Origin of the sequence: Erysipelatoclostridium sp. MSK.23.31, from assembly GCF_019125875.1 — a bacterium.
Lineage (GTDB): Bacteria > Bacillota_I > Bacilli_A > Erysipelotrichales > Coprobacillaceae > Thomasclavelia > Thomasclavelia ramosa.
On the sequence record NZ_JAHOCB010000034.1, the window covers coordinates 1 to 17,689 of the forward strand.

18 protein-coding genes are annotated in these 17,689 nt (G+C 29.1%); 13 read left to right on the forward strand and 5 right to left on the reverse strand.

All coding sequences use genetic code 11. The features are described 5' to 3' along the window. Positions 1-96: 96 nt before the first annotated feature. The 4 genes from ssb to KSU54_RS13635 all read left to right on the forward strand — a co-directional run bounded on the left by ssb (position 97) and on the right by KSU54_RS13635 (position 3,493). On the forward strand, positions 97-552 hold the full coding sequence (gene ssb / locus KSU54_RS13620) for a single-stranded DNA-binding protein (protein ID WP_117792056.1): 456 nt from the start codon (positions 97-99) through the stop codon (positions 550-552). 778 nt (positions 553-1,330) lie between these two features. Further along, positions 1,331-2,095, forward strand: coding sequence for a DNA adenine methylase (locus KSU54_RS13625; RefSeq protein ID WP_226814533.1), 765 nt, complete (start codon positions 1,331-1,333; stop codon positions 2,093-2,095). A gap of 122 nt (positions 2,096-2,217) precedes the next feature. After that, the gene (locus KSU54_RS13630; protein ID WP_233523610.1) at positions 2,218-2,400 is read left to right on the forward strand and encodes a helix-turn-helix domain-containing protein; all 183 of its coding nucleotides are present in this window, start codon (positions 2,218-2,220) and stop codon (positions 2,398-2,400) included. A 43-nt stretch (positions 2,401-2,443) separates the two neighbouring features. Next, positions 2,444-3,493 (forward strand): tyrosine-type recombinase/integrase, encoded by a 1,050-nt coding sequence (locus tag KSU54_RS13635; protein WP_117792088.1) that lies wholly within the window; start codon positions 2,444-2,446, stop codon positions 3,491-3,493. 239 nt (positions 3,494-3,732) lie between these two features. On the opposite strand, the gene KSU54_RS13640 is transcribed toward KSU54_RS13635, so the two are convergent. After that, on the reverse strand, positions 3,733-4,884 hold the full coding sequence (locus KSU54_RS13640) for a DUF871 domain-containing protein (RefSeq protein ID WP_054322534.1): 1,152 nt from the start codon (positions 4,882-4,884) through the stop codon (positions 3,733-3,735). Positions 4,885-5,027: 143 nt separating this feature from the next. On the opposite strand from KSU54_RS13640, the gene KSU54_RS13645 reads away from it, so the two are divergent. Next, on the forward strand, positions 5,028-6,674 hold the full coding sequence (locus KSU54_RS13645) for an MraY family glycosyltransferase (protein ID WP_226814534.1): 1,647 nt from the start codon (positions 5,028-5,030) through the stop codon (positions 6,672-6,674). Between the two features lie 58 nt (positions 6,675-6,732). Here KSU54_RS13645 and KSU54_RS13650 read toward each other — a convergent pair whose 3' ends face one another. Both KSU54_RS13650 and KSU54_RS13655 read right to left on the reverse strand, forming a co-directional pair. Continuing rightward, positions 6,733-7,482 (reverse strand): MurR/RpiR family transcriptional regulator, encoded by a 750-nt coding sequence (locus KSU54_RS13650; protein ID WP_117792060.1) that lies wholly within the window; start codon positions 7,480-7,482, stop codon positions 6,733-6,735. A 68-nt stretch (positions 7,483-7,550) separates the two neighbouring features. Beyond that, positions 7,551-8,771, reverse strand: coding sequence for a neutral/alkaline non-lysosomal ceramidase N-terminal domain-containing protein (locus KSU54_RS13655; protein WP_117792062.1), 1,221 nt, complete (start codon positions 8,769-8,771; stop codon positions 7,551-7,553). A 165-nt stretch (positions 8,772-8,936) separates the two neighbouring features. On the opposite strand from KSU54_RS13655, the gene KSU54_RS13660 reads away from it, so the two are divergent. Genes KSU54_RS13660 through KSU54_RS13680 form a run of 5 tightly spaced genes read left to right on the forward strand, consistent with a single transcriptional unit; the run spans position 8,937 to position 13,596 of the window. Further along, positions 8,937-10,280 carry a PTS sugar transporter subunit IIC gene (locus KSU54_RS13660; RefSeq protein WP_117792064.1) on the forward strand — a complete coding sequence of 448 codons (1,344 nt, stop codon included), beginning with the start codon at positions 8,937-8,939 and terminating at the stop codon, positions 10,278-10,280. Positions 10,281-10,301: 21 nt separating this feature from the next. Beyond that, on the forward strand, positions 10,302-11,000 hold the full coding sequence (locus tag KSU54_RS13665) for a carbohydrate deacetylase (protein WP_054322538.1): 699 nt from the start codon (positions 10,302-10,304) through the stop codon (positions 10,998-11,000). Between the two features lie 9 nt (positions 11,001-11,009). Further along, a complete protein-coding gene (locus KSU54_RS13670) occupies positions 11,010-12,359 on the forward strand; it encodes an acyclic terpene utilization AtuA family protein (protein ID WP_117792066.1) in 1,350 nt (449 codons plus the stop codon). A 2-nt stretch (positions 12,360-12,361) separates the two neighbouring features. Then, positions 12,362-12,661: an AtuA-related protein gene (locus KSU54_RS13675; protein ID WP_117792068.1), complete on the forward strand. Its 300-nt coding sequence runs from the start codon at positions 12,362-12,364 to the stop codon at positions 12,659-12,661. 2 nt (positions 12,662-12,663) lie between these two features. Next, a complete protein-coding gene (locus tag KSU54_RS13680; protein WP_054322529.1) occupies positions 12,664-13,596 on the forward strand; it encodes a 3-hydroxyacyl-CoA dehydrogenase family protein in 933 nt (310 codons plus the stop codon). A gap of 135 nt (positions 13,597-13,731) precedes the next feature. On the opposite strand, the gene KSU54_RS13685 is transcribed toward KSU54_RS13680, so the two are convergent. Both KSU54_RS13685 and KSU54_RS19315 read right to left on the reverse strand, forming a co-directional pair. Beyond that, positions 13,732-14,271 (reverse strand): plasmid recombination protein, encoded by a 540-nt coding sequence (locus KSU54_RS13685; RefSeq protein ID WP_158561786.1) that lies wholly within the window; start codon positions 14,269-14,271, stop codon positions 13,732-13,734. Positions 14,272-14,367: 96 nt separating this feature from the next. Further along, entirely contained in the window at positions 14,368-14,547 is a 180-nt protein-coding gene (locus KSU54_RS19315; RefSeq protein WP_335755767.1) for a PF20097 family protein, read from the reverse strand. A gap of 368 nt (positions 14,548-14,915) precedes the next feature. On the opposite strand from KSU54_RS19315, the gene KSU54_RS13690 reads away from it, so the two are divergent. The 3 genes from KSU54_RS13690 to KSU54_RS13700 are packed head-to-tail and all read left to right on the forward strand — an operon-like array spanning position 14,916 to position 17,684. Then, positions 14,916-15,791 (forward strand): PRD domain-containing protein, encoded by an 876-nt coding sequence (locus KSU54_RS13690; RefSeq protein ID WP_217749065.1) that lies wholly within the window; start codon positions 14,916-14,918, stop codon positions 15,789-15,791. Between the two features lie 3 nt (positions 15,792-15,794). Further along, positions 15,795-17,180 (forward strand): PTS transporter subunit EIIC, encoded by a 1,386-nt coding sequence (locus tag KSU54_RS13695; protein WP_117792075.1) that lies wholly within the window; start codon positions 15,795-15,797, stop codon positions 17,178-17,180. Positions 17,181-17,183: 3 nt separating this feature from the next. Continuing rightward, the gene (locus KSU54_RS13700; RefSeq protein ID WP_117792090.1) at positions 17,184-17,684 is read left to right on the forward strand and encodes a PTS sugar transporter subunit IIA; all 501 of its coding nucleotides are present in this window, start codon (positions 17,184-17,186) and stop codon (positions 17,682-17,684) included. Positions 17,685-17,689: the final 5 nt, after the last annotated feature.

Genomic DNA, 17,689 nt, shown 5'->3' on the forward strand with positions numbered 1-17,689 from the left:
ATATTTGTTTTAACTCCTAAAGAAATAGATGCTTTATATGATGCAATAAGTCATGCATGTAAATGATGGAATAGTGCAGAATAAGAAAGGGATAAGATGGTTAATAGAGCAGTCCTGGTAGGACGAATGATGAGGGATCCTGAACTTAGAAGAACACTTCAAGGTGATGCGGTTACTTCTTTTACTTTAGCGGTAAATCGTAATTTTACAAGCAGAGATGGTCAACAACAGGCAGATTTTATTAATTGTGTTGTATGGCGTAAGTCTGCTGAAAATGTTGAAAGATATTGTTCTAAGGGAAGTTTAGTTGGTGTTGAAGGAAGAATACAGACACGCAGTTACGAAAATTCTCAAGGTCAAAAGAAATACATTGTAGAAGTTATTTGCGACGTAGTTCAATTTATGGAAACTAGAGCAGTAAATGAAGAACAGTCAAAAAAAGATATTTATCAAACTGATTATAATGAAAATAGTTTATTGCGTGACCTTGAAAAAGAATTTGATAATTCTTTAAATACTTTTGAAATATCAGAGGATGATTTGCCATTTTGATAATTTATAATAGTATTATTTTTTAAAAGACAGTAATTTCTGAATATAATGTTGTAATAAAAAAGCTAGGGAAATAGGTGAAAATCAACAATATTTTGGTTAGTAAAAGTAATGTTTATATCAAAATATTAGAAAATGAAAGTGAAAAAGATAAAATGATAAAAAAGAGGCAGTTTGCCTCTTTTTGTGATAAATATAGTAAAAAAATTGCACCTTTTAATTATAAAAACAGACATGCTATGCTTTTTATATAGTTCAACTCAATATGTATAAAGCAAATTGGAGAGCAGTCAAAAAAGACATTTATTAGTCTGATTATAAAGAGAATAATTTATCGCATGATCATGAAAAAAGTTTGGTATTTCTATAAATACTTTTGAAATAGTAGGATGATTTGCTACTAATAATTTATGATAGTATTATTAATGATTAAAAATAGCGCACCAAGGTTTATTTTAAACATATTAATATATTTCCGCTGCTGCAGTAGTATGGGGTGAATAATATTCAAAAAATACTCACTTTTTCGAAAAAAAATTGTGCCTTTTTGAAATGAAGGATATGTTAAAATTAGTATAGTTAAAATTATGTAAAGAGACAGGGAATGAGAATGTCTCTTTTTATTTTAACTGAAAATAATAAATGTTAAGGGGTGAGAACGTTGTATGGAATTAAGTTGATGCCATAATATATTTGATTTTTGTTACGTATATGGTTATAAAAAAACAATTTTACATTAAATTATATTTTAAATGTATAATTTATGTGTTCGGTGGAGGTGGTTTGTTTGAATTCGTTTATTCCATGGATAGGTGGAAAAAAATTGTTACGTAAAGAAATTATAAAACGTTTTCCAAATGATGGTTTTGCAAAATATGTTGAGGTATTTGGCGGAGCAGGATGGGTGCTTTTTGATAAAGACCAAAGTAAAAAACAACTTGAAGTGTTCAATGATATAGACAGTAATTTAATAAATTTATACAGGTGTATTAAGTTTCATGCTGATGCGGTACAAAAAGAACTTGACTGGATCTTATCATCCAGGGAGATATTCACAGATTATAAAACGATGATAGATAACAATATCGGTACAGATATTCAAAAAGCTGCAATGTATTTATATCTGGTGAAAGTATCATATGGTGCGGGTCGTAGAAGATATGGTGCAAAAACAGGGATAAATAATACTAAAGAGATTCTATTAGAAATACAAAAAAGATTGTCTGCAGTTATTATAGAAAATAAGAGTTATGAAAAAATTATAAAAAGCTATGACAGTGCTGATACACTATTTTATCTTGATCCGCCATATTACAAAGCAGAACGGCATTATGATTTACAATTTACTGTAGAAGATCATGAAAAGCTTGCAAAAATATTAAAGGAAATTAGAGGGAGGTTTATTTTATCGTATAATAATGATTCATACATTAAGAAATTATATAAAGGTTTATATATCGAAGAAATAGAAAGAAATAATAATCTTTCTAACAAAAATGGTAAATATAAAGAATTAATCATAAGAAATTATAAATGTCAATAAAAATTACGTAATACGTAATTTTTTTTCGTTTTTCTATCCTGGTATAAAATAATGATAGAATTATTCCAGGGTGCATATGGGTGATTAAAATCTATTTATCAAAACTGCTGGGTGAGAGAAAAATGAGTCAGGCAGAACTTGCTCGTAGAACAGGAATACGACCGGCTACAATAAATGAAATGTATTGGGAGTTTGCAAAGAGAGTAAATTTGGAACATATAGATCTTATCTGTAAAGCGTTAGGGTGTAGGATTGAGGATTTCATGGAAGTTGTATATGAAAATAATGATGAAAAAATTAATTGAATGTACTCTGGAAATGAGTACTTTTTTTGCAGGAGGTAAAGTAATGAATAAAATAAAATTTAACGAAATTATTAATGAGTATTTATCTTTTAAAAGGATGTATGTTAGACATAATACTATGATTAGCTATGAGGAAAGGATAAATAATTACATATTGCCCTATTTTGCTGATTGTGACATATTTTCAATAACCAAAGAAGATATCATAAATTGGCAAAAAGATTTGTTTGAAAAAGGTGTGTCTATTAAATACATAAATAAAATTCGACCAGTGCTGCATAATATATTTTCTTATTTATGTGATTATCATGGCTGCGATAATAATCCTGTTACTCATGTTCCTAGGTTGAGGGATAATTCACCGTATGAAGAGATGGATTTTTGGGAGTTTGAAGAATTTAAAAAATTTGCTAAATCAATTGATGATCCACTTTATTATAGGTTTTTTATGTTTTTGTACTATACAGGTGCTCGGAAAGGTGAGGCAAGGGCAATGACATGGAAACAAATAGATTTTAAAAATAATTTGATTACTATTTCCAGAAGTTTAGAACGAAGAAAAGATAAAAATGGAAATTATATAATTAATAGGCCTAAAAATGGTCATAGCAGGACTATAATGTTAAACTCTGAATTAAGAGATGTGCTATTAACGTATTATTCAGAACGGAAAAGACATTTTGATTTTGATGAAAAAGAGTATTTGTTCGGAATAAAAAAACCATTGGCGGACTCTACAATAGAAAACAGGAAGAATAAGTACTGTGATAAATCTGGTGTTAAGAAAATAAGGATACATGATTTCAGACATAGCAACGTTTCATTGCTTGTTTCGTTGGGGGCAGATATATGTGTTATCTGTTCTCGTCTGGGACATAAAGATAGAAATCAGACACTTAACAGATATTCGCATATGTTTCCTAGTAAAGAAGGAGAAATCGTGGATAAAATTGATAATCAAGCTAGTATATATAACTCATATTCCGTAACATTGGCAAATATTATAGTAGATTTTTTAGAGAAAGTAAATCAATTGAAAAATCTTGAAGAAAAAGATATAATTATGATAAGGCAAATAAAGAAAATTATATAACATGTTTTAGTACATAACATGATGGAATAGGTGTACCACATTCTTGATCGGAAGTTTTGCTTTGATATGATATAAAGTAAATAATAATACCAGATAAAATGATTAAACATGCAATAATATAAATCTTAGATTTTTTCATAATGGGAAAACACCTCCTCTTTATTTTATTGTACATGATTTAAGATAAAATATATAGAAAAAGGTATAATCCTTAGAAAAAAGATTATACCTTATGTCAATTATTTTAATAATTTAAAATGGTGTCCTGGAGCTACAAAATCTAATAACATTAATTCTTCTGGTTTGATAGTTGCAACTAAGTTACGTTCACCATCATTAGGAATTTCAGTTAAAACAATTTCTAATTCTCCACGATAGTGAGCTAAATTATCATTAACAACTAATACATCTCCACGAGTAAAGAATTTTTTACCTGGATCTCTATAAGGAATAGATTGAGATGTAATATCTTTTTTCATACCAGGAGCAATAGAAGCATCTTGTACACTCTTTTGAGCTTTGAACCAAACACGTGGCATAGAAGAACGTAACATAAATGTAGAATGATCATAACGATCCCAATGAGGTGCATAATCATACATAATCATTTTTTCATTATCACTGATTCCTTCAGCTTCATCAACTTTAAGTTCAATAGCTTGTAAGTTAACATTTGCTAAAGCTTCAAGTTCTTCATCACTAGCAGGGTAGTTACCAATTAAGATGTCATCAACATCACCAGTTGCTAATAAATAACGAGCTTGTAAATCAATTGGTAAACCTCTCATGATTTCTACAGTTGGTAAACCACAGAATACTTGCCATGGCCCAATAGTATTTTCATTATTACTAGAAACAAAGGCAGCAGTATGTAAGTTTAATTCTTTCCAATAACGGTTATACTCCATAAATAAATCAAAATCTAAACCAGTATAACGTTCTGGGAAGAAATTATGGCACATAACCATTTGATCCTTGTTTCCACCTCTATTAATTAATAATTCAACACCCATATCCATACTTGCATTAAATTCAATTTTAATACCATATGGGTTACGAGTTAATTGGATATCACCTTGAGTACCAAAGTTACCATCCATTCTAATAATATCCAGTCCCAAATCAGCAAAAGGTTTTAAGTTATCAGGTGTAGCACCAATAATCTTGAATACTTCAGGATTAGTATCAGCGGCAACTTCAAAACCTAATTCATGAGCTTTAGTCATAAAACCTTTAAATTCAACTAAGTATTCTTCTCTCTTATCTTCAGGAATAGATAAGAAACATGTGAAAATTCTGCTGTATCCTAACTTAGCAGCTTTTTCCATGTATGTGTATACCTCTTCCATTGGTGATTTATCAGGGTATACTGAAATTCCAAATTTGTGCATATTCGTTTTCCTCCCTATTCACATTCATATTATAACAGTAATACTAGAAATAATTAAGTAAAAAAAGGTTTTCTATAAATTTCTTTGTATTTGTAATATAATACACTAAAGGAAGGAGCATTGATATAAGTTTAGTTATATGTTTGTCGTTTATTGTCACATTTATATTAAGTCTTATTCTTGTTCCAATAGTCAGTAAAGTTACTAAAAATCTTGGAATTATAGCTCATACAAATAAACAAACAATTCATAAAGGAGTTATTGCAAGAACTGGTGGTTATGCAATTTATGTCAGTTTTCTTATAGGTGCAATGATTTTCTTAAAAACAGATATTAAAATTAATTCTATATTAATAGGTGGATTTATTATCTTTTTAACAGGATTCTATGATGATATTCATGATATATCACCAAAACTAAAAATGCTTGGACAAATTATTGCAGCTTTAGTAGTTATTTTTTATGGTGGGATTTCTTTAAAAGGATTTACGTTACCATTTTTACCTGATACAGTATCTTATATTATTGCAATTATCATAACAATTGCTTGGATTGTTGGTATTACCAATGCAGTTAATTTAATTGATGGATTAGATGGATTATGTGGTGGTATTTCTATCATTGTGTTAGTAACAATCTCATTAACATCTTTAACATATGGAAGAACAGATATTTCATCGTTATCATTATTATTAGCAGGAGCTATTGGTGGTTTCTTAGTTTATAATTTCCATCCTGCATCGGTATTTTTAGGTGATTGTGGAGCTTTGTTTATTGGATATATGATAGCTGTTATTTCTTTACTTGGATTTGGTTATAAGAGTTCTTCATTTTTTACACTAGGAGCACCAATTATTGTGTTAATGGTTCCTATTATGGATACAATTATTGCAATTGTACGTCGTAAAGTTCATCATAAGAGTTTTAGTGAAGCAGATCGAGGACATTTACATCATAAATTAATGTTTTCATTAGAATTGGGACAAACAAAAAGTGTTCTCATCTTATACTTCGTGACTTTCTTATTTTTACTTTGTTCTTATTTATACTTATATGATCGTATAGCAGCATCTATTCTATTTATAACTTTGATGGTATTATTTGAAATATTTGTTGAAGCAACAAGTATGATAGGTCGTAAATATAAACCTTTATTAACAATCGCAAATATTTTTATTAAAAGTGAATATTTGCCATCTATTAAAGATAGTAAACCATATCGTAGAGTGATTAAAAAAGTAAAAAAACAATACTTAGCTATTATTGTTTTAATATTTGCGATTGTTTTTTCATTAATCTTTATTATTGATAATAATCGTACTTCAAATATTAAACAAACTCCACCAAAGATTGTTTATGAAGCAAGTGAAAATGAAACAAAACTAATGAGTAATATTTACAATCAATTAACAACTGCTATTAACTCAAATGACAGAGAAAATATAGGAGAATTAGTTGGAACTTATTTTGTTTGTGATTATTATACTTTAACAAATAAGTCACTAGATCAAATTGGTGGTGTTAATTATTTCTATAGTGATAAAAAAGATGATTTTGAAACATATGCAAAAAATGATTATTACAAAGAAGTTAATACATATATAAATAATAAAGAAAATACTCAAGAAGTTAAGAGTTATAATATTATTTCATATGAACAATCATCTAAAGCTTTGAAAGGATTAGATGATTATAATTATTATGATTTAACAATTGAAATCAATTTTGGAGAATATAACTCAATTATTAAAAGTGAAACATTAACAACGACAGTATCACTAATAGAATAACAACAACGTTTTAGTGTTGTTGCATTAGAATAATAAAAGATGACGCATTGTCATCTTTTTAAATATGTTCAGTTATCTCAGATGTTAATAAATCAACATATAAGAAGAAAATAATTTGATTTTCTAAATAAACTCCAAAACCTTGGTTAGTTGATGAAGGAAGCCATACGTAATTATCAGATAATTTCTTTAAAGATAATTTATCATTCATTGTAATAATTGATAAATTGAATTGTTTCTCTTGTTTTTCAGATTTAATTTCATTTTTGATTGCTTCTAAACCATTACCATCATTTGAAAATGCGATAAGAATATCATTTTCTTGGATAATATTAGGAAGTTCATGAATTTCATCTTGACTTATATACATTGCTTTTTTATGAATTTTAAATAAGTTAAATTGTAGCATCTTTGAAGGTAAAGCACTTTTATGATACCCAATAATAATAATAGATTGAGCATTAATGATATCATGAGCTAATTTAGCAAGTTGAGAATAATCAAGAGAGTGTTTGATGATTTGAAAAATTTTAATATACATATCAATAGAAGAAACATTGTTTTCTTGTTTATCAATAACTTGTTTTTCATTTCTAAAAACATCAAACTTAAATTCATTAAAACCATCATAACCTAGTTTTTGACAAAAACGTGTAATTGTAGATTGAGATACATGATGATTAGTAGATAAATCAGTGGCTGACCTTCTTAAAATAAGATCAGGATTATTATAAAGTAAATTGTATATAACCAATTCTTTTTTTGTAAATGTTTCTTTTTTTAACTTCATTTTATCGAAAGGATTCATTTTTATCACACTCCATTAATCATTATTATAAAGAAAAAAACTCTTTCATGAAAGAGAAATAGAGTTTTTTAAATTAATTTCTTTGTTTCATTAATAACCCCTTGAATAAAAAGATCAGCATTTCCTTTTTCTAAACGAGAAATATATGTTTCGAAATATTGACCATAATCTTCTTTACATACAAAATAATTAGAATAATTTTCACAATAACCCAAAATAATAACAAGATGATTTGGAAAAGCTTCACGTATTCTCTTACCTAAGATTGCTGTTATATCGCCAGGTAAAGATATAAAAATAAGTGAACCAAGATGAATAATATGACTTGTTAAAGTTAATGTCATAGGACTTTTTTGAATTTTATATTCTAGATTGTGTAGTAAAGAACTGGCTATTTTTACAGATTGAGCATCTTTATTTTCATGAATTGTTTGTTTTAAAGATGGAATAATATTTCTTAAAAAATCATCATCTCCATGATATGTATAATCTGCTTGAAAAATCGAAGAATCAAAATGATTGATTTCAACCTCAAGTATTTCATTATGCATCATTTGTTTTATAATATCATTTGATACTCTATAAAGTTCATCAATACTACTTAATTCTCTATAAAAACGTGTTGAAACATCACCACAGCATCCATTAATAATCATACAAGGATATTCATAAAGTTCTTGATATTTTTTTCTAATTTGTCCTAGTAAATCTGCTGATAATAAGAAATCACTGCCATTTAATATTGTAGGATGACAAGCTAGAGAAATTAATGAAAAAATATTTATATTAGTTTTAGAATTAATAAAATCCATAACATAGATACTCTTATCTGAATAGCCATTCATTGTATTTCGATTACCATAAAGACCTTGAATATATGTTTTTTTAATCTTTAAAGTTGCATCTGTTAGAGTATGTAAAGCTTCTTCAATACTAGAAATGAATTGTGGGATAAGTTGATCATGTAACTCTTTTTCAACATTTGTTTTTTCAAAAAAAGATTGAAAATAAGCAGGTGCTGAATGTGTATGTATACAGCCAATTATTATATTATTTAAGGGTATATTATATTTCTTTGAAATAGCATTTTTTACTGGGATAATCACACTATTTTCAATAATTAAAGAATCTAATATTGACATAATCATGATTTGATTATCAAAAGATAAAACCGTTGTATTTATTTCAATGGGATCTAAGACTCCTTCTGATTTTTTTTTGCGACTATATCCAGCTATTGTTACACTATGAGTAGGTGTAATATCTTTTTTATTGTATCCTATTTTCATTGTCATCGACCTCCACACATAATATAACACATATTCTCAAAAAAATGAACGATTATTCAAAAAATACTTTTTTCTCTTGCATAACCATTCATTTTATGATACGCTATATTTGCTAAATGAAACCGGTTAACAAAAAAAGACATTCGAAGCGAGAGGAGAAAAATTATGGATACGAATTCAAAAGGATTTATGGCTAAATTTCAAGCAGTATTAGAAAAGTATGTCGTTCCTGTTGCAACAAAGATTTCACAACAAAGACATCTTGCAGCAGTACGTGATGGTTTAACAGTCTTAGTTCCAGTAACAATTATTGGAGGATTTGCAGTATTATTAGCAGCACCACCAGTAAGTGCAAGCATGGAACCAACAAATTTCTTATTTCAATTTTTATGTGCATGGCGTGATTGGGCAGCAGCTAATTCAGCTTTACTTATGACACCTTATAACTTAACAATTGGTTGTATATCAGTTTATGTTGTATTGGGTGTCGCATATCAACTATGTAAAACATATAAAATGGATCCAATTTCAAACTTGATTTCAACATTACTTGTATTCTTATGTATTTCAGGTGTTCCACAAGCATATGTAAGTGGTGAAGCTTCAGTAACAGCTATCCCATTAACAAACTTAGGAGCTGCAGGGATGTTTACAGCTATTATTATTGCATTAGCAGTTATTGAAATTACACATTTATTTATTGCTAAAAAATGGGTTATTAAGTTACCTGATTCTGTACCACCAAATGTTGCAGCACCATTTAACGTATTAATTCCAGGTATTGTGAATTTATTATTATTTATGTTTTTAGATAATATATGTGTTTCAAGTTTAGACACAAATATTCCAGGGCTAGTATATACAATGTTCCAACCATTGATTTCAGCAACAGGATCTTTACCTTCAATTTTATTAATCAATGTATTAATGACAATTTTCTGGTTCTTTGGAATCCATGGGGGTAATATGGTTGGTGTAGTTGTTACACCACTAACAACTTTAGGATTAACTTTAAATGCTGAAGCATATGCAGCAGGTGAAGAATTACCAAGTATTTTTGCGGGAGCAGTTAATGGTGTTTATGGTGGATGGATTTCATATTTTGCAGTTGTTATTGTTATCTTATTATTCTGTAAGTCTTCACAGGCTAAATCAATTGCAAAAATTGCGTCTGTACCATCATTCTTTAATATTAATGAACCATTAATATTCGGTTTACCAACAGTTTTAAATCCATTTACATTAATAACTTTCTTAATTTGTAATAATCTTAACTTTACGATTGTTTATTTATTAATGGATAGTGGGTTCTTAGGAAGATTCTTTGTTCAATTGCCTTTTACAGTGCCAGGACCATTACAAGCATGGTTGGCATCAATGGATGCAAAATCAATTCTTGTTTGGTTAGCTTTATTAGCATTAGATATTGTTATTGCACTACCATTTATTAAAGCATATGATAAACAATTATTAGCATCAGAAAGTGCTGGAGAAATGAGTGCAGAATAATCTGCACTCTCTTTGTTTATCATGAAAGTTATTATTAATGCTGATGATTTTGGTTATACAAAGGCAGTAACTGAAGGAATCGTTGAAGGATATAAAAAAGGAATTGTCAGATCAACTACAGCTTTATGTAATATGGAATATGTTGAATACGGAAAAGATTTAATCAAAGACTTACCGGATCTTGCTGTAGGGGTACATCTTACATTAACTTTAGGTAAATCATTAACACAAAATAAAACATTAACAGATGAAGATGGTAATTTTTATAAACCTGCACAATTAATTCATCATGTTTTTGATATTGAAGAAGTGTATCAAGAGTTTAAAGCTCAAATAGAAAGATATATAGAGATTTTTGGACATCTACCTAGTCATTTAGATAGTCATCATGGTATGCATGATTTTAAAGAAAACTATATTGCGACAAATAGACTCGCTAAAGAATATCAACTACCAGTAAGAAGATATAGTGATTATCTTTTTATAAATGAATTTATAAATGATAATGTTTCAATTGAAGGTTTGATTCAAATACTTGAAAAATATCAAAATCAAGATATTGAAATCATGACTCATCCAGGAAATTGTGATTTAGAGCTTTATCAAAAAAGTTCATATTCATTAGATAGAGTTAAAGAATTATCTATATTATGTAGTCCAGGAATAAAAAAATATATAAAAGATAAAGATATAACAATAACAAACTATATACAAAATTGAGGTGTAAAAATGAAAAAAATAAGAATTGGATCAGGAGCAGGATATGCTGGAGATAGAATTGAACCAGCTATTGATTTAATAGAAAGAGGAAATCTTGATTATATTATTTTTGAATGTTTAGCTGAAAGAACAATTTCTTTAGCACAAAAAGCAAAACAAAAAGATTCTCAGTTAGGATATAATGATTTGTTTGAGTATCGTTTTGGTAAAATCTTAGATGCTTTAAAACAACATTCAGTTAAGGTTGTGACAAATATGGGAGCAGCTAATCCAAAAGCAGCTGCATATAAATGTCAAACCATGGCTCAAGAAAAAGGTTTGAGCCATCTTAAAATTGCTTATGTTGAAGGTGATGATATTGGTGATAAACTCAATAAATATTTTGATTATCAAGTTATCGAAACAGGAAAAACTTTAAATGATATTGATGGAGAGATATTGTCAGCTAATGGTTATATTGGTATTCAAGGAATTGTTGAAGCATTGAATAATGGTGCAGATATCATCATTACAGGTCGAGTGGCTGATCCTTCACTTGCATTAGGACCACTTGTCTATGAATTTAATTGGGCAATGGATGATTATGAAAAACTTGGCAAAGGAACTTGGATTGGACATTTATTAGAGTGCGCAGGACAAGTAACAGGTGGATATTTTGCTGATCCTGGATATAAAGATGTTCCAGAACTTTGGAATCTTGGTTTCCCAATTATTGAAGTTGAAGAAAGTGGCGATGCTATTGTAACAAAATTACCAAATACAGGGGGAATCGTTACTACTGAAACTGTAAAAGAACAAACTTTATATGAAATTCAAAATCCTAAGGAATATTTTACTCCAGATGTTATTGCGGATTTTTCTAAAGTACAGGTACATCAATTAGAAAAAGATGTTGTTCAAATTAGTCATGCAACTGGACATAAAGCAAATGGATATTATAAAACAAGTGTCGGATATCATGATTGCTATATTGGAGAAGGCCAAATCAGTTATGGTGGATTAAATGCACTTGCTAAAGCAAAATTAGCTAAAGAAGTTTTAGAACATCGTTTTGAAATGATTGGATTAAAATATGAAGAAGTGAGATTTGATTTTATAGGAATGAATTCTCTATATAAAGATAGTATTTCTAGCTGTATTAATGAGTATACACCAACAGAAGTCAGATTAAGAGTTGCTGCAAGAGTCAAAGATATCAAACAAGCAGAATTGGTAGGAAATGAAGTCGAAGCATTATATACTAATGGACCATCTGGTGGAGGAGGAGCAGTTAAGAATATTAAAGATATTATCAGCATTGCTTCTATTTTAGTGCCAGTAGAAGATTTTCATATTACAGTAGGATATTTGGAGGTGTAAACATGAAACTAAAAGAAATTGCACATTCAAGAACAGGAGATAAAGGGAATATATCTGTTATATCTGTTATTGCTTATGATGAAAAAGATTATGAATATATTAAAAAAAATGTCACATCAACAAAATTAAAAGAATACTTTAAAGACATTGTTCATGGAACAATCACTAGATATGAAATTGACAGTATTGCAGCTTTGAATTTTGTTATGGAAGATGCATTGGGTGGCGGAGTCACAAGATCTCTTGCTATTGATATGCATGGAAAAACTTTAGGCAGTGCATTATTAGAAATGGAGATTTAAGTATGAATATAAATAAGATAGTTATTGCTGGTGCAGGAACTATGGGATATTCTATGGCACAAATCTTTGCTCAATTTCATTATCAAGTCATGATTTATGATTTTAGTGATAAAGCTATAGAAAATGCTAAAAAACGTATCAGTGAAAATATAGATATATTAATAGATGAAAAAGAAATCACAAGTCAACAAGGTCAAGAGATAATGAGTTATTTATCATATACCACAAGTAAAGATTGTTTTAAAGATTGTGATTTGGTTGTTGAAAACATTATAGAAAATGTAGATATAAAAAAATCATTTTATAAAGACATATCTCAAATTGTCTCTGAGAATTGTATACTTGCTACAAATACATCAGGTATTTCTATTAATGAACTTGCTAGTTCAGTGAATAAACCAGAAAGATTTATTGGGATGCATTGGTTTAATCCTTGTCATTTGATTTTATTAATTGAAATCATAAAGGGAGATAATACGAGAGACGATATCGCACAAACAATCTATCAATTAAGTTTAGATATTCATAAAAAACCAGTTATTGTTCAAAAAGATGTTTTAGGTTTTGCTGCTAATCGTATACAGTTTGCTGTTTTAAGAGAAGCATTATTCCTAGTAGAACAAGGTGTTATATCTAAAGAAGGTATAGATGATGTGATGAAATATGGTCTTGGCTTCAGATATGCTTGTTTAGGTCCTTTGGAAGTTGCAGATCTTGGAGGATTAGATACTTTTTATCATATTAGTGATTATTTGATGCAAGATTTATGTGATAGTCATAAAATACCAAGAAGCTTAAAAGAACATTTTGATAAAGAAGAATACGGTGTAAAAGCTAAAAAAGGTTTTTATGATTATCAAGATGGAAACGATTTAGAAGTTGTACAACAAAGAGATGAAAAACTTCTTAAAGTTTTTGAAGCGTTATATAAATAGAAAACACAATAATAAGAACTTATGCTTTTTTCATCGTATTTTTTCCTTCCTATAAAGATGAAGAAAGCTAACTATATATAAATCGTCCTGGCGTATTGTAATTGATTTATTTAACTGTCGATTATACATATTTTTTTAGTCTGAATTTATGTCTGCCCAGTTTCTGTATCCCGTTTGCTCGATTGCTTTATCGTTGGATACACGAATTTCTAATCCTCGTTTGTTGACTATGGAAAACGGGACATAATCAAGGTGCATATGAACAGTGCCTATTTCATCATGATGAATATACGCCCCGAATACTTTCATTTGAGGATTACTGTCGATAAATTTTTTTAAAAATTCAGTATAGATTTCATTGGAAATATCACCTCTGATAGCATTGCTGATATTTCCAATCGATACTACGAGTTCATGAAATAGCTTTTCCTGTTTTGAGTTTGCTATCTTTGAGTAGTAGTCTTTTATTTTTCGATCGTTACGTTTCTGCTTGGCGTTGTATTTTTTGAGTGATGAATCAAAAAGCATGTGATAGATACTTCGAATATCTTCATCAAGCAGCGTAACATTTAAAAACGTCAGATCATGGTTGACGTTTTTTGTCGTTTCCTTTTGTGTTCGATTGTTGTGTTTTTGATTACCTAAGCCTTTTGTAATCGACATAGAAAATTCCATATTCATTCCTCCTTTATTAATAGTAATTTTTTTATTCTGCAATGAAACGATAAGGTAGAACATCAACGATTCGATTTTAGCATAATGGAATTTATACTAACAATCATCTTCATTTATAATTATAACTCTACAATCCGCACATCTATATGCTGTTAATTGTAGTATATTCCATCCTTTTTTTAAAAGAACTTCATATTCTTTTGGGTGATTTCTCCACATATGGGTTTTTTTGCCTTCCGGAGTCCATGTATAATCCCATTTTGTTAAATAATACAAAGATAAATTGTTACAAGATAGTATTGTTATTTCAAAGAGTATAAAGGTTTCTGGAAGCTCGGAAAATAAAGAAAAGGCGGATGATAAATATCTGAAATCTATTCTTGAGGACTTTTTGAAAAACAGTTTAGAACAGTAGAATGAATTATAAGGAAAGGAGATTTACAGCCTTTCACTTGTGAATTGAAAAAATATTTTCTTGACAAAAGAAACCGTTTACGATAATATTAAGTTGTAAACAGAAGAATTATATAGACTTGTTACTTAATCTATGTTATTAAGGCAAATTCTAGTATGGGTTATATGAAAAATTAACCTGTATTTGAATTTGCTTTTTTCTGTTTTATAAGGTGAAAGGGGTGTTAGCTATGAAATATGAAGATAAACAAATTTTAGTTGTTAAAAGTATTATTAATAATAATATTGTAATTGTTAGGGACTTCAACGGCCGAGAAGTCATAGCAATAGGCAAGGGATTGGGATTTAAAAAACATAAAAATGAGTTTGTTTATCCTCATGAAGTCATGAAAACATACGTTTTAGTTGGTAAGACAGTCAATGGGATGTTTACTTTGTTTGAAGAAGTACCATTCGATGTTATAGAAATAGCCCAAAAAATAATTGATTATGCCTCAAATCAGCTTGGAATCACATTTAATGTGAATTTATTAAGTGGTTTAGCAGATCATATTAACTTTAGTATAATGCAATACAAAAAAGGATTACAGACCTCTAAACTTGTGAATGAGGAAGTCAAAAGATTTTATAAGGAAGAATATCTTATAGGAATATATGCAGTTAATTTAATTAATGAAAAATTTGATATTCAGTTACCAAAAGGTGAAGCAACATCTATTGCTTTTCATTTAATAACTGCTACTGAGAATAAATCGAACCATCAAGCATTAGTAATTATGCAAGGTGTATCAGATATTATTAAAATAGTTGAAAAGCATTTAGGAAGTCAATTGAATGAAGATACATTTATTTATTCAAGGTTTGTCATTCATTTAAAATTCTTTTTAGGAAGTATTCTCAGTAACCAAATTGAAAATATAAATCTTGAACTTAATTCTATTTTTGTTCGGTTAAATACAAAGTATAAAGAAGTTAGAATATGCATTCAAGAAATCACAAAATATATTTTAGAGCATTTTCATTATCATTGTAGAGATGAAGATTGCATTTATTTAATGATTCATATCGTAAGACTATATGAAAGAAAAGGCTATAAGGAGGATTAGCAAATGAGTAGAATTAATTACGATGAATTAGCATCAAATATTATAAAAAATATTGGCGGTGAAGAAAATGTAAAAATGGTGACACATTGTGTAACAAGATTACGTTTTTATTTGAAAAATATAGATACTGCAAAAGATGAAGAAATTAAACAATTACCAGGTGTTTTAGGAGTTGTGTTTGGAAATGGGCAATATCAAGTGATTTTAGGAGAACATTTATTTCCGGTTTTTGATGCAATTATAACAAAATATGCTATAGAAACTGAAGAGCCAATTAATGAGAATCTTGATGGTGATCTTATAAATGAAAAAAGAAATTTAAAATATTACTTTGAAAAAGTGATTACTTTTATGTCACAAGCATTGACACCATTTATCACAGTGGTTTATGGTGCTGGGATGTTAAGAGTTGTATTATCTTTAATATCGTTTTTTGCTCCTGAAGTGGACAAAAGTTCAACATATCAATTATTTAATTATATGGCATTAACTCCATTTTATTTTATGCCTATATTAGTTGCATATGGAACTTCAAAAGTCTTAAAATCAAACCCAGCATTTGCTATTGCTATGGCAGCTTCATTATTGTATCCAGATTTTAATTCTTTGATGGCAGCAGGTGAGCCGATTTCAATGTTTAGTATACCTGTTCATTTAGGAACATATGGAAATACTTTATTGCCAGGTATTTTTGCAGCAATTTTGTGTGCATATCTTGAAAAGTGGTTTTATCGTATTATTCCCGGTATGCTAAAATCTGTATTTGCACCATTGTGTATATTTTTGGTTGGTTTTCCAATTACAGTTCTTGTGTTAGGACCAGCTGGTTCAGTGGTTGGATCTTGGATTGTTACTGGAATTGTATGGTTACAAGCACATGCCGGTGGTATGGCTCCTGGTATTATTGCTGCAACTCACCCATTCCTGGTTATGATGGGAGTTAATATGTTAATGGTAGGACCAATGACAGAGTTATTGGCACGTGTTGGTTTTGACAGTGTATTTAGACCAGGTTGGATCATTCATAACGTTGCTGAAGGTGGAGCATGTATGGCAGTTGCTTTAAGAACAAAAAATAGTGACTTGCGTACAACTGCAATTTCTGCAGGTGTAGGAGCATTTTTGTCAGGGGTAAGTGAGCCGGCATTATACGGTATTAATTTACGATTAAAGAAACCAATGATTGGGTTAGTTTTAGGTGGATTTGTAGGTGGTAGTGTCGCAGGTATTATGGGTGCAAAAGCATTCTCTATGGGATATTCAAGCGTATTGGGAGTTGTTATTTTTGAACAAACAATTTTTGCTATTATTGCTGGAATTGCAGCAGCATTTCTTGTTTCATTCTTTATCACACTTGTCTTATATAACGGTAAAGAGAAAGGTGAGTAAATGATGTTCTGTTTTCAAAGAAAAAAAGAATATTTTCCTAATCATAGCATTGCTGCTGTGACTACTGGGCAACTCATTCCTTTAAGTGAGGTTAAAGATCAGGTTTTTTCACAAAGAATGATGGGAGATGGTATAGCAATTATTCCAGATGGTGATTATATTGTTGCTCCATGTGATGGTGTAATAAAAATGATTTATCCTACTTTGCATGCATTTGGAATTGAAAATAATGATGGATTGGAAATACTTGTTCATATTGGAATAGATACCGTTAACTTAAAAGGACAAGGATTTAAAAAATATGTTAAAGAGGGACAAAGAGTCTCATTAGGGGATAAAGTCATATCTGTTAATAATTATCAGTTAAAAAATAATGGTATAGATTTAACTACAATGATGTTATTTCCAAACAATAAGTTTCCTTTAAAGTTTGTTTGTAAAGGTAAAGTAAAAAAAGCAAAGACAATAGTAGCAATGTATGAAGTAAAAGAGAAAAGAGGGTAAAAAAG

What these genes read in the sequence shown, in the direction of transcription:
- KSU54_RS13680 (WP_054322529.1), top strand. Translation starts at nt 12,664, where the DNA reads ATGAATATAAATAAGATAGTTATTGCTGGTGCAGGAACTATGGGATAT.
- ssb (WP_117792056.1), top strand. Translation starts at nt 97, where the DNA reads ATGGTTAATAGAGCAGTCCTGGTAGGACGAATGATGAGGGATCCTGAA.
- KSU54_RS13640 (WP_054322534.1), bottom strand. Translation starts at nt 4,884, where the DNA reads ATGCACAAATTTGGAATTTCAGTATACCCTGATAAATCACCAATGGAA.
- KSU54_RS13675 (WP_117792068.1), top strand. Translation starts at nt 12,362, where the DNA reads ATGAAACTAAAAGAAATTGCACATTCAAGAACAGGAGATAAAGGGAAT.
- KSU54_RS13665 (WP_054322538.1), top strand. Translation starts at nt 10,302, where the DNA reads ATGAAAGTTATTATTAATGCTGATGATTTTGGTTATACAAAGGCAGTA.
- KSU54_RS13630 (WP_233523610.1), top strand. Translation starts at nt 2,218, where the DNA reads ATGAGTCAGGCAGAACTTGCTCGTAGAACAGGAATACGACCGGCTACA.
- KSU54_RS13650 (WP_117792060.1), bottom strand. Translation starts at nt 7,482, where the DNA reads ATGAATCCTTTCGATAAAATGAAGTTAAAAAAAGAAACATTTACAAAA.
- KSU54_RS13685 (WP_158561786.1), bottom strand. Translation starts at nt 14,271, where the DNA reads ATGGAATTTTCTATGTCGATTACAAAAGGCTTAGGTAATCAAAAACAC.
- KSU54_RS13635 (WP_117792088.1), top strand. Translation starts at nt 2,444, where the DNA reads ATGAATAAAATAAAATTTAACGAAATTATTAATGAGTATTTATCTTTT.
- KSU54_RS13660 (WP_117792064.1), top strand. Translation starts at nt 8,937, where the DNA reads ATGGATACGAATTCAAAAGGATTTATGGCTAAATTTCAAGCAGTATTA.
- KSU54_RS13670 (WP_117792066.1), top strand. Translation starts at nt 11,010, where the DNA reads ATGAAAAAAATAAGAATTGGATCAGGAGCAGGATATGCTGGAGATAGA.
- KSU54_RS13695 (WP_117792075.1), top strand. Translation starts at nt 15,795, where the DNA reads ATGAGTAGAATTAATTACGATGAATTAGCATCAAATATTATAAAAAAT.
- KSU54_RS13700 (WP_117792090.1), top strand. Translation starts at nt 17,184, where the DNA reads ATGTTCTGTTTTCAAAGAAAAAAAGAATATTTTCCTAATCATAGCATT.
- KSU54_RS13690 (WP_217749065.1), top strand. Translation starts at nt 14,916, where the DNA reads ATGAAATATGAAGATAAACAAATTTTAGTTGTTAAAAGTATTATTAAT.
- KSU54_RS13655 (WP_117792062.1), bottom strand. Translation starts at nt 8,771, where the DNA reads ATGAAAATAGGATACAATAAAAAAGATATTACACCTACTCATAGTGTA.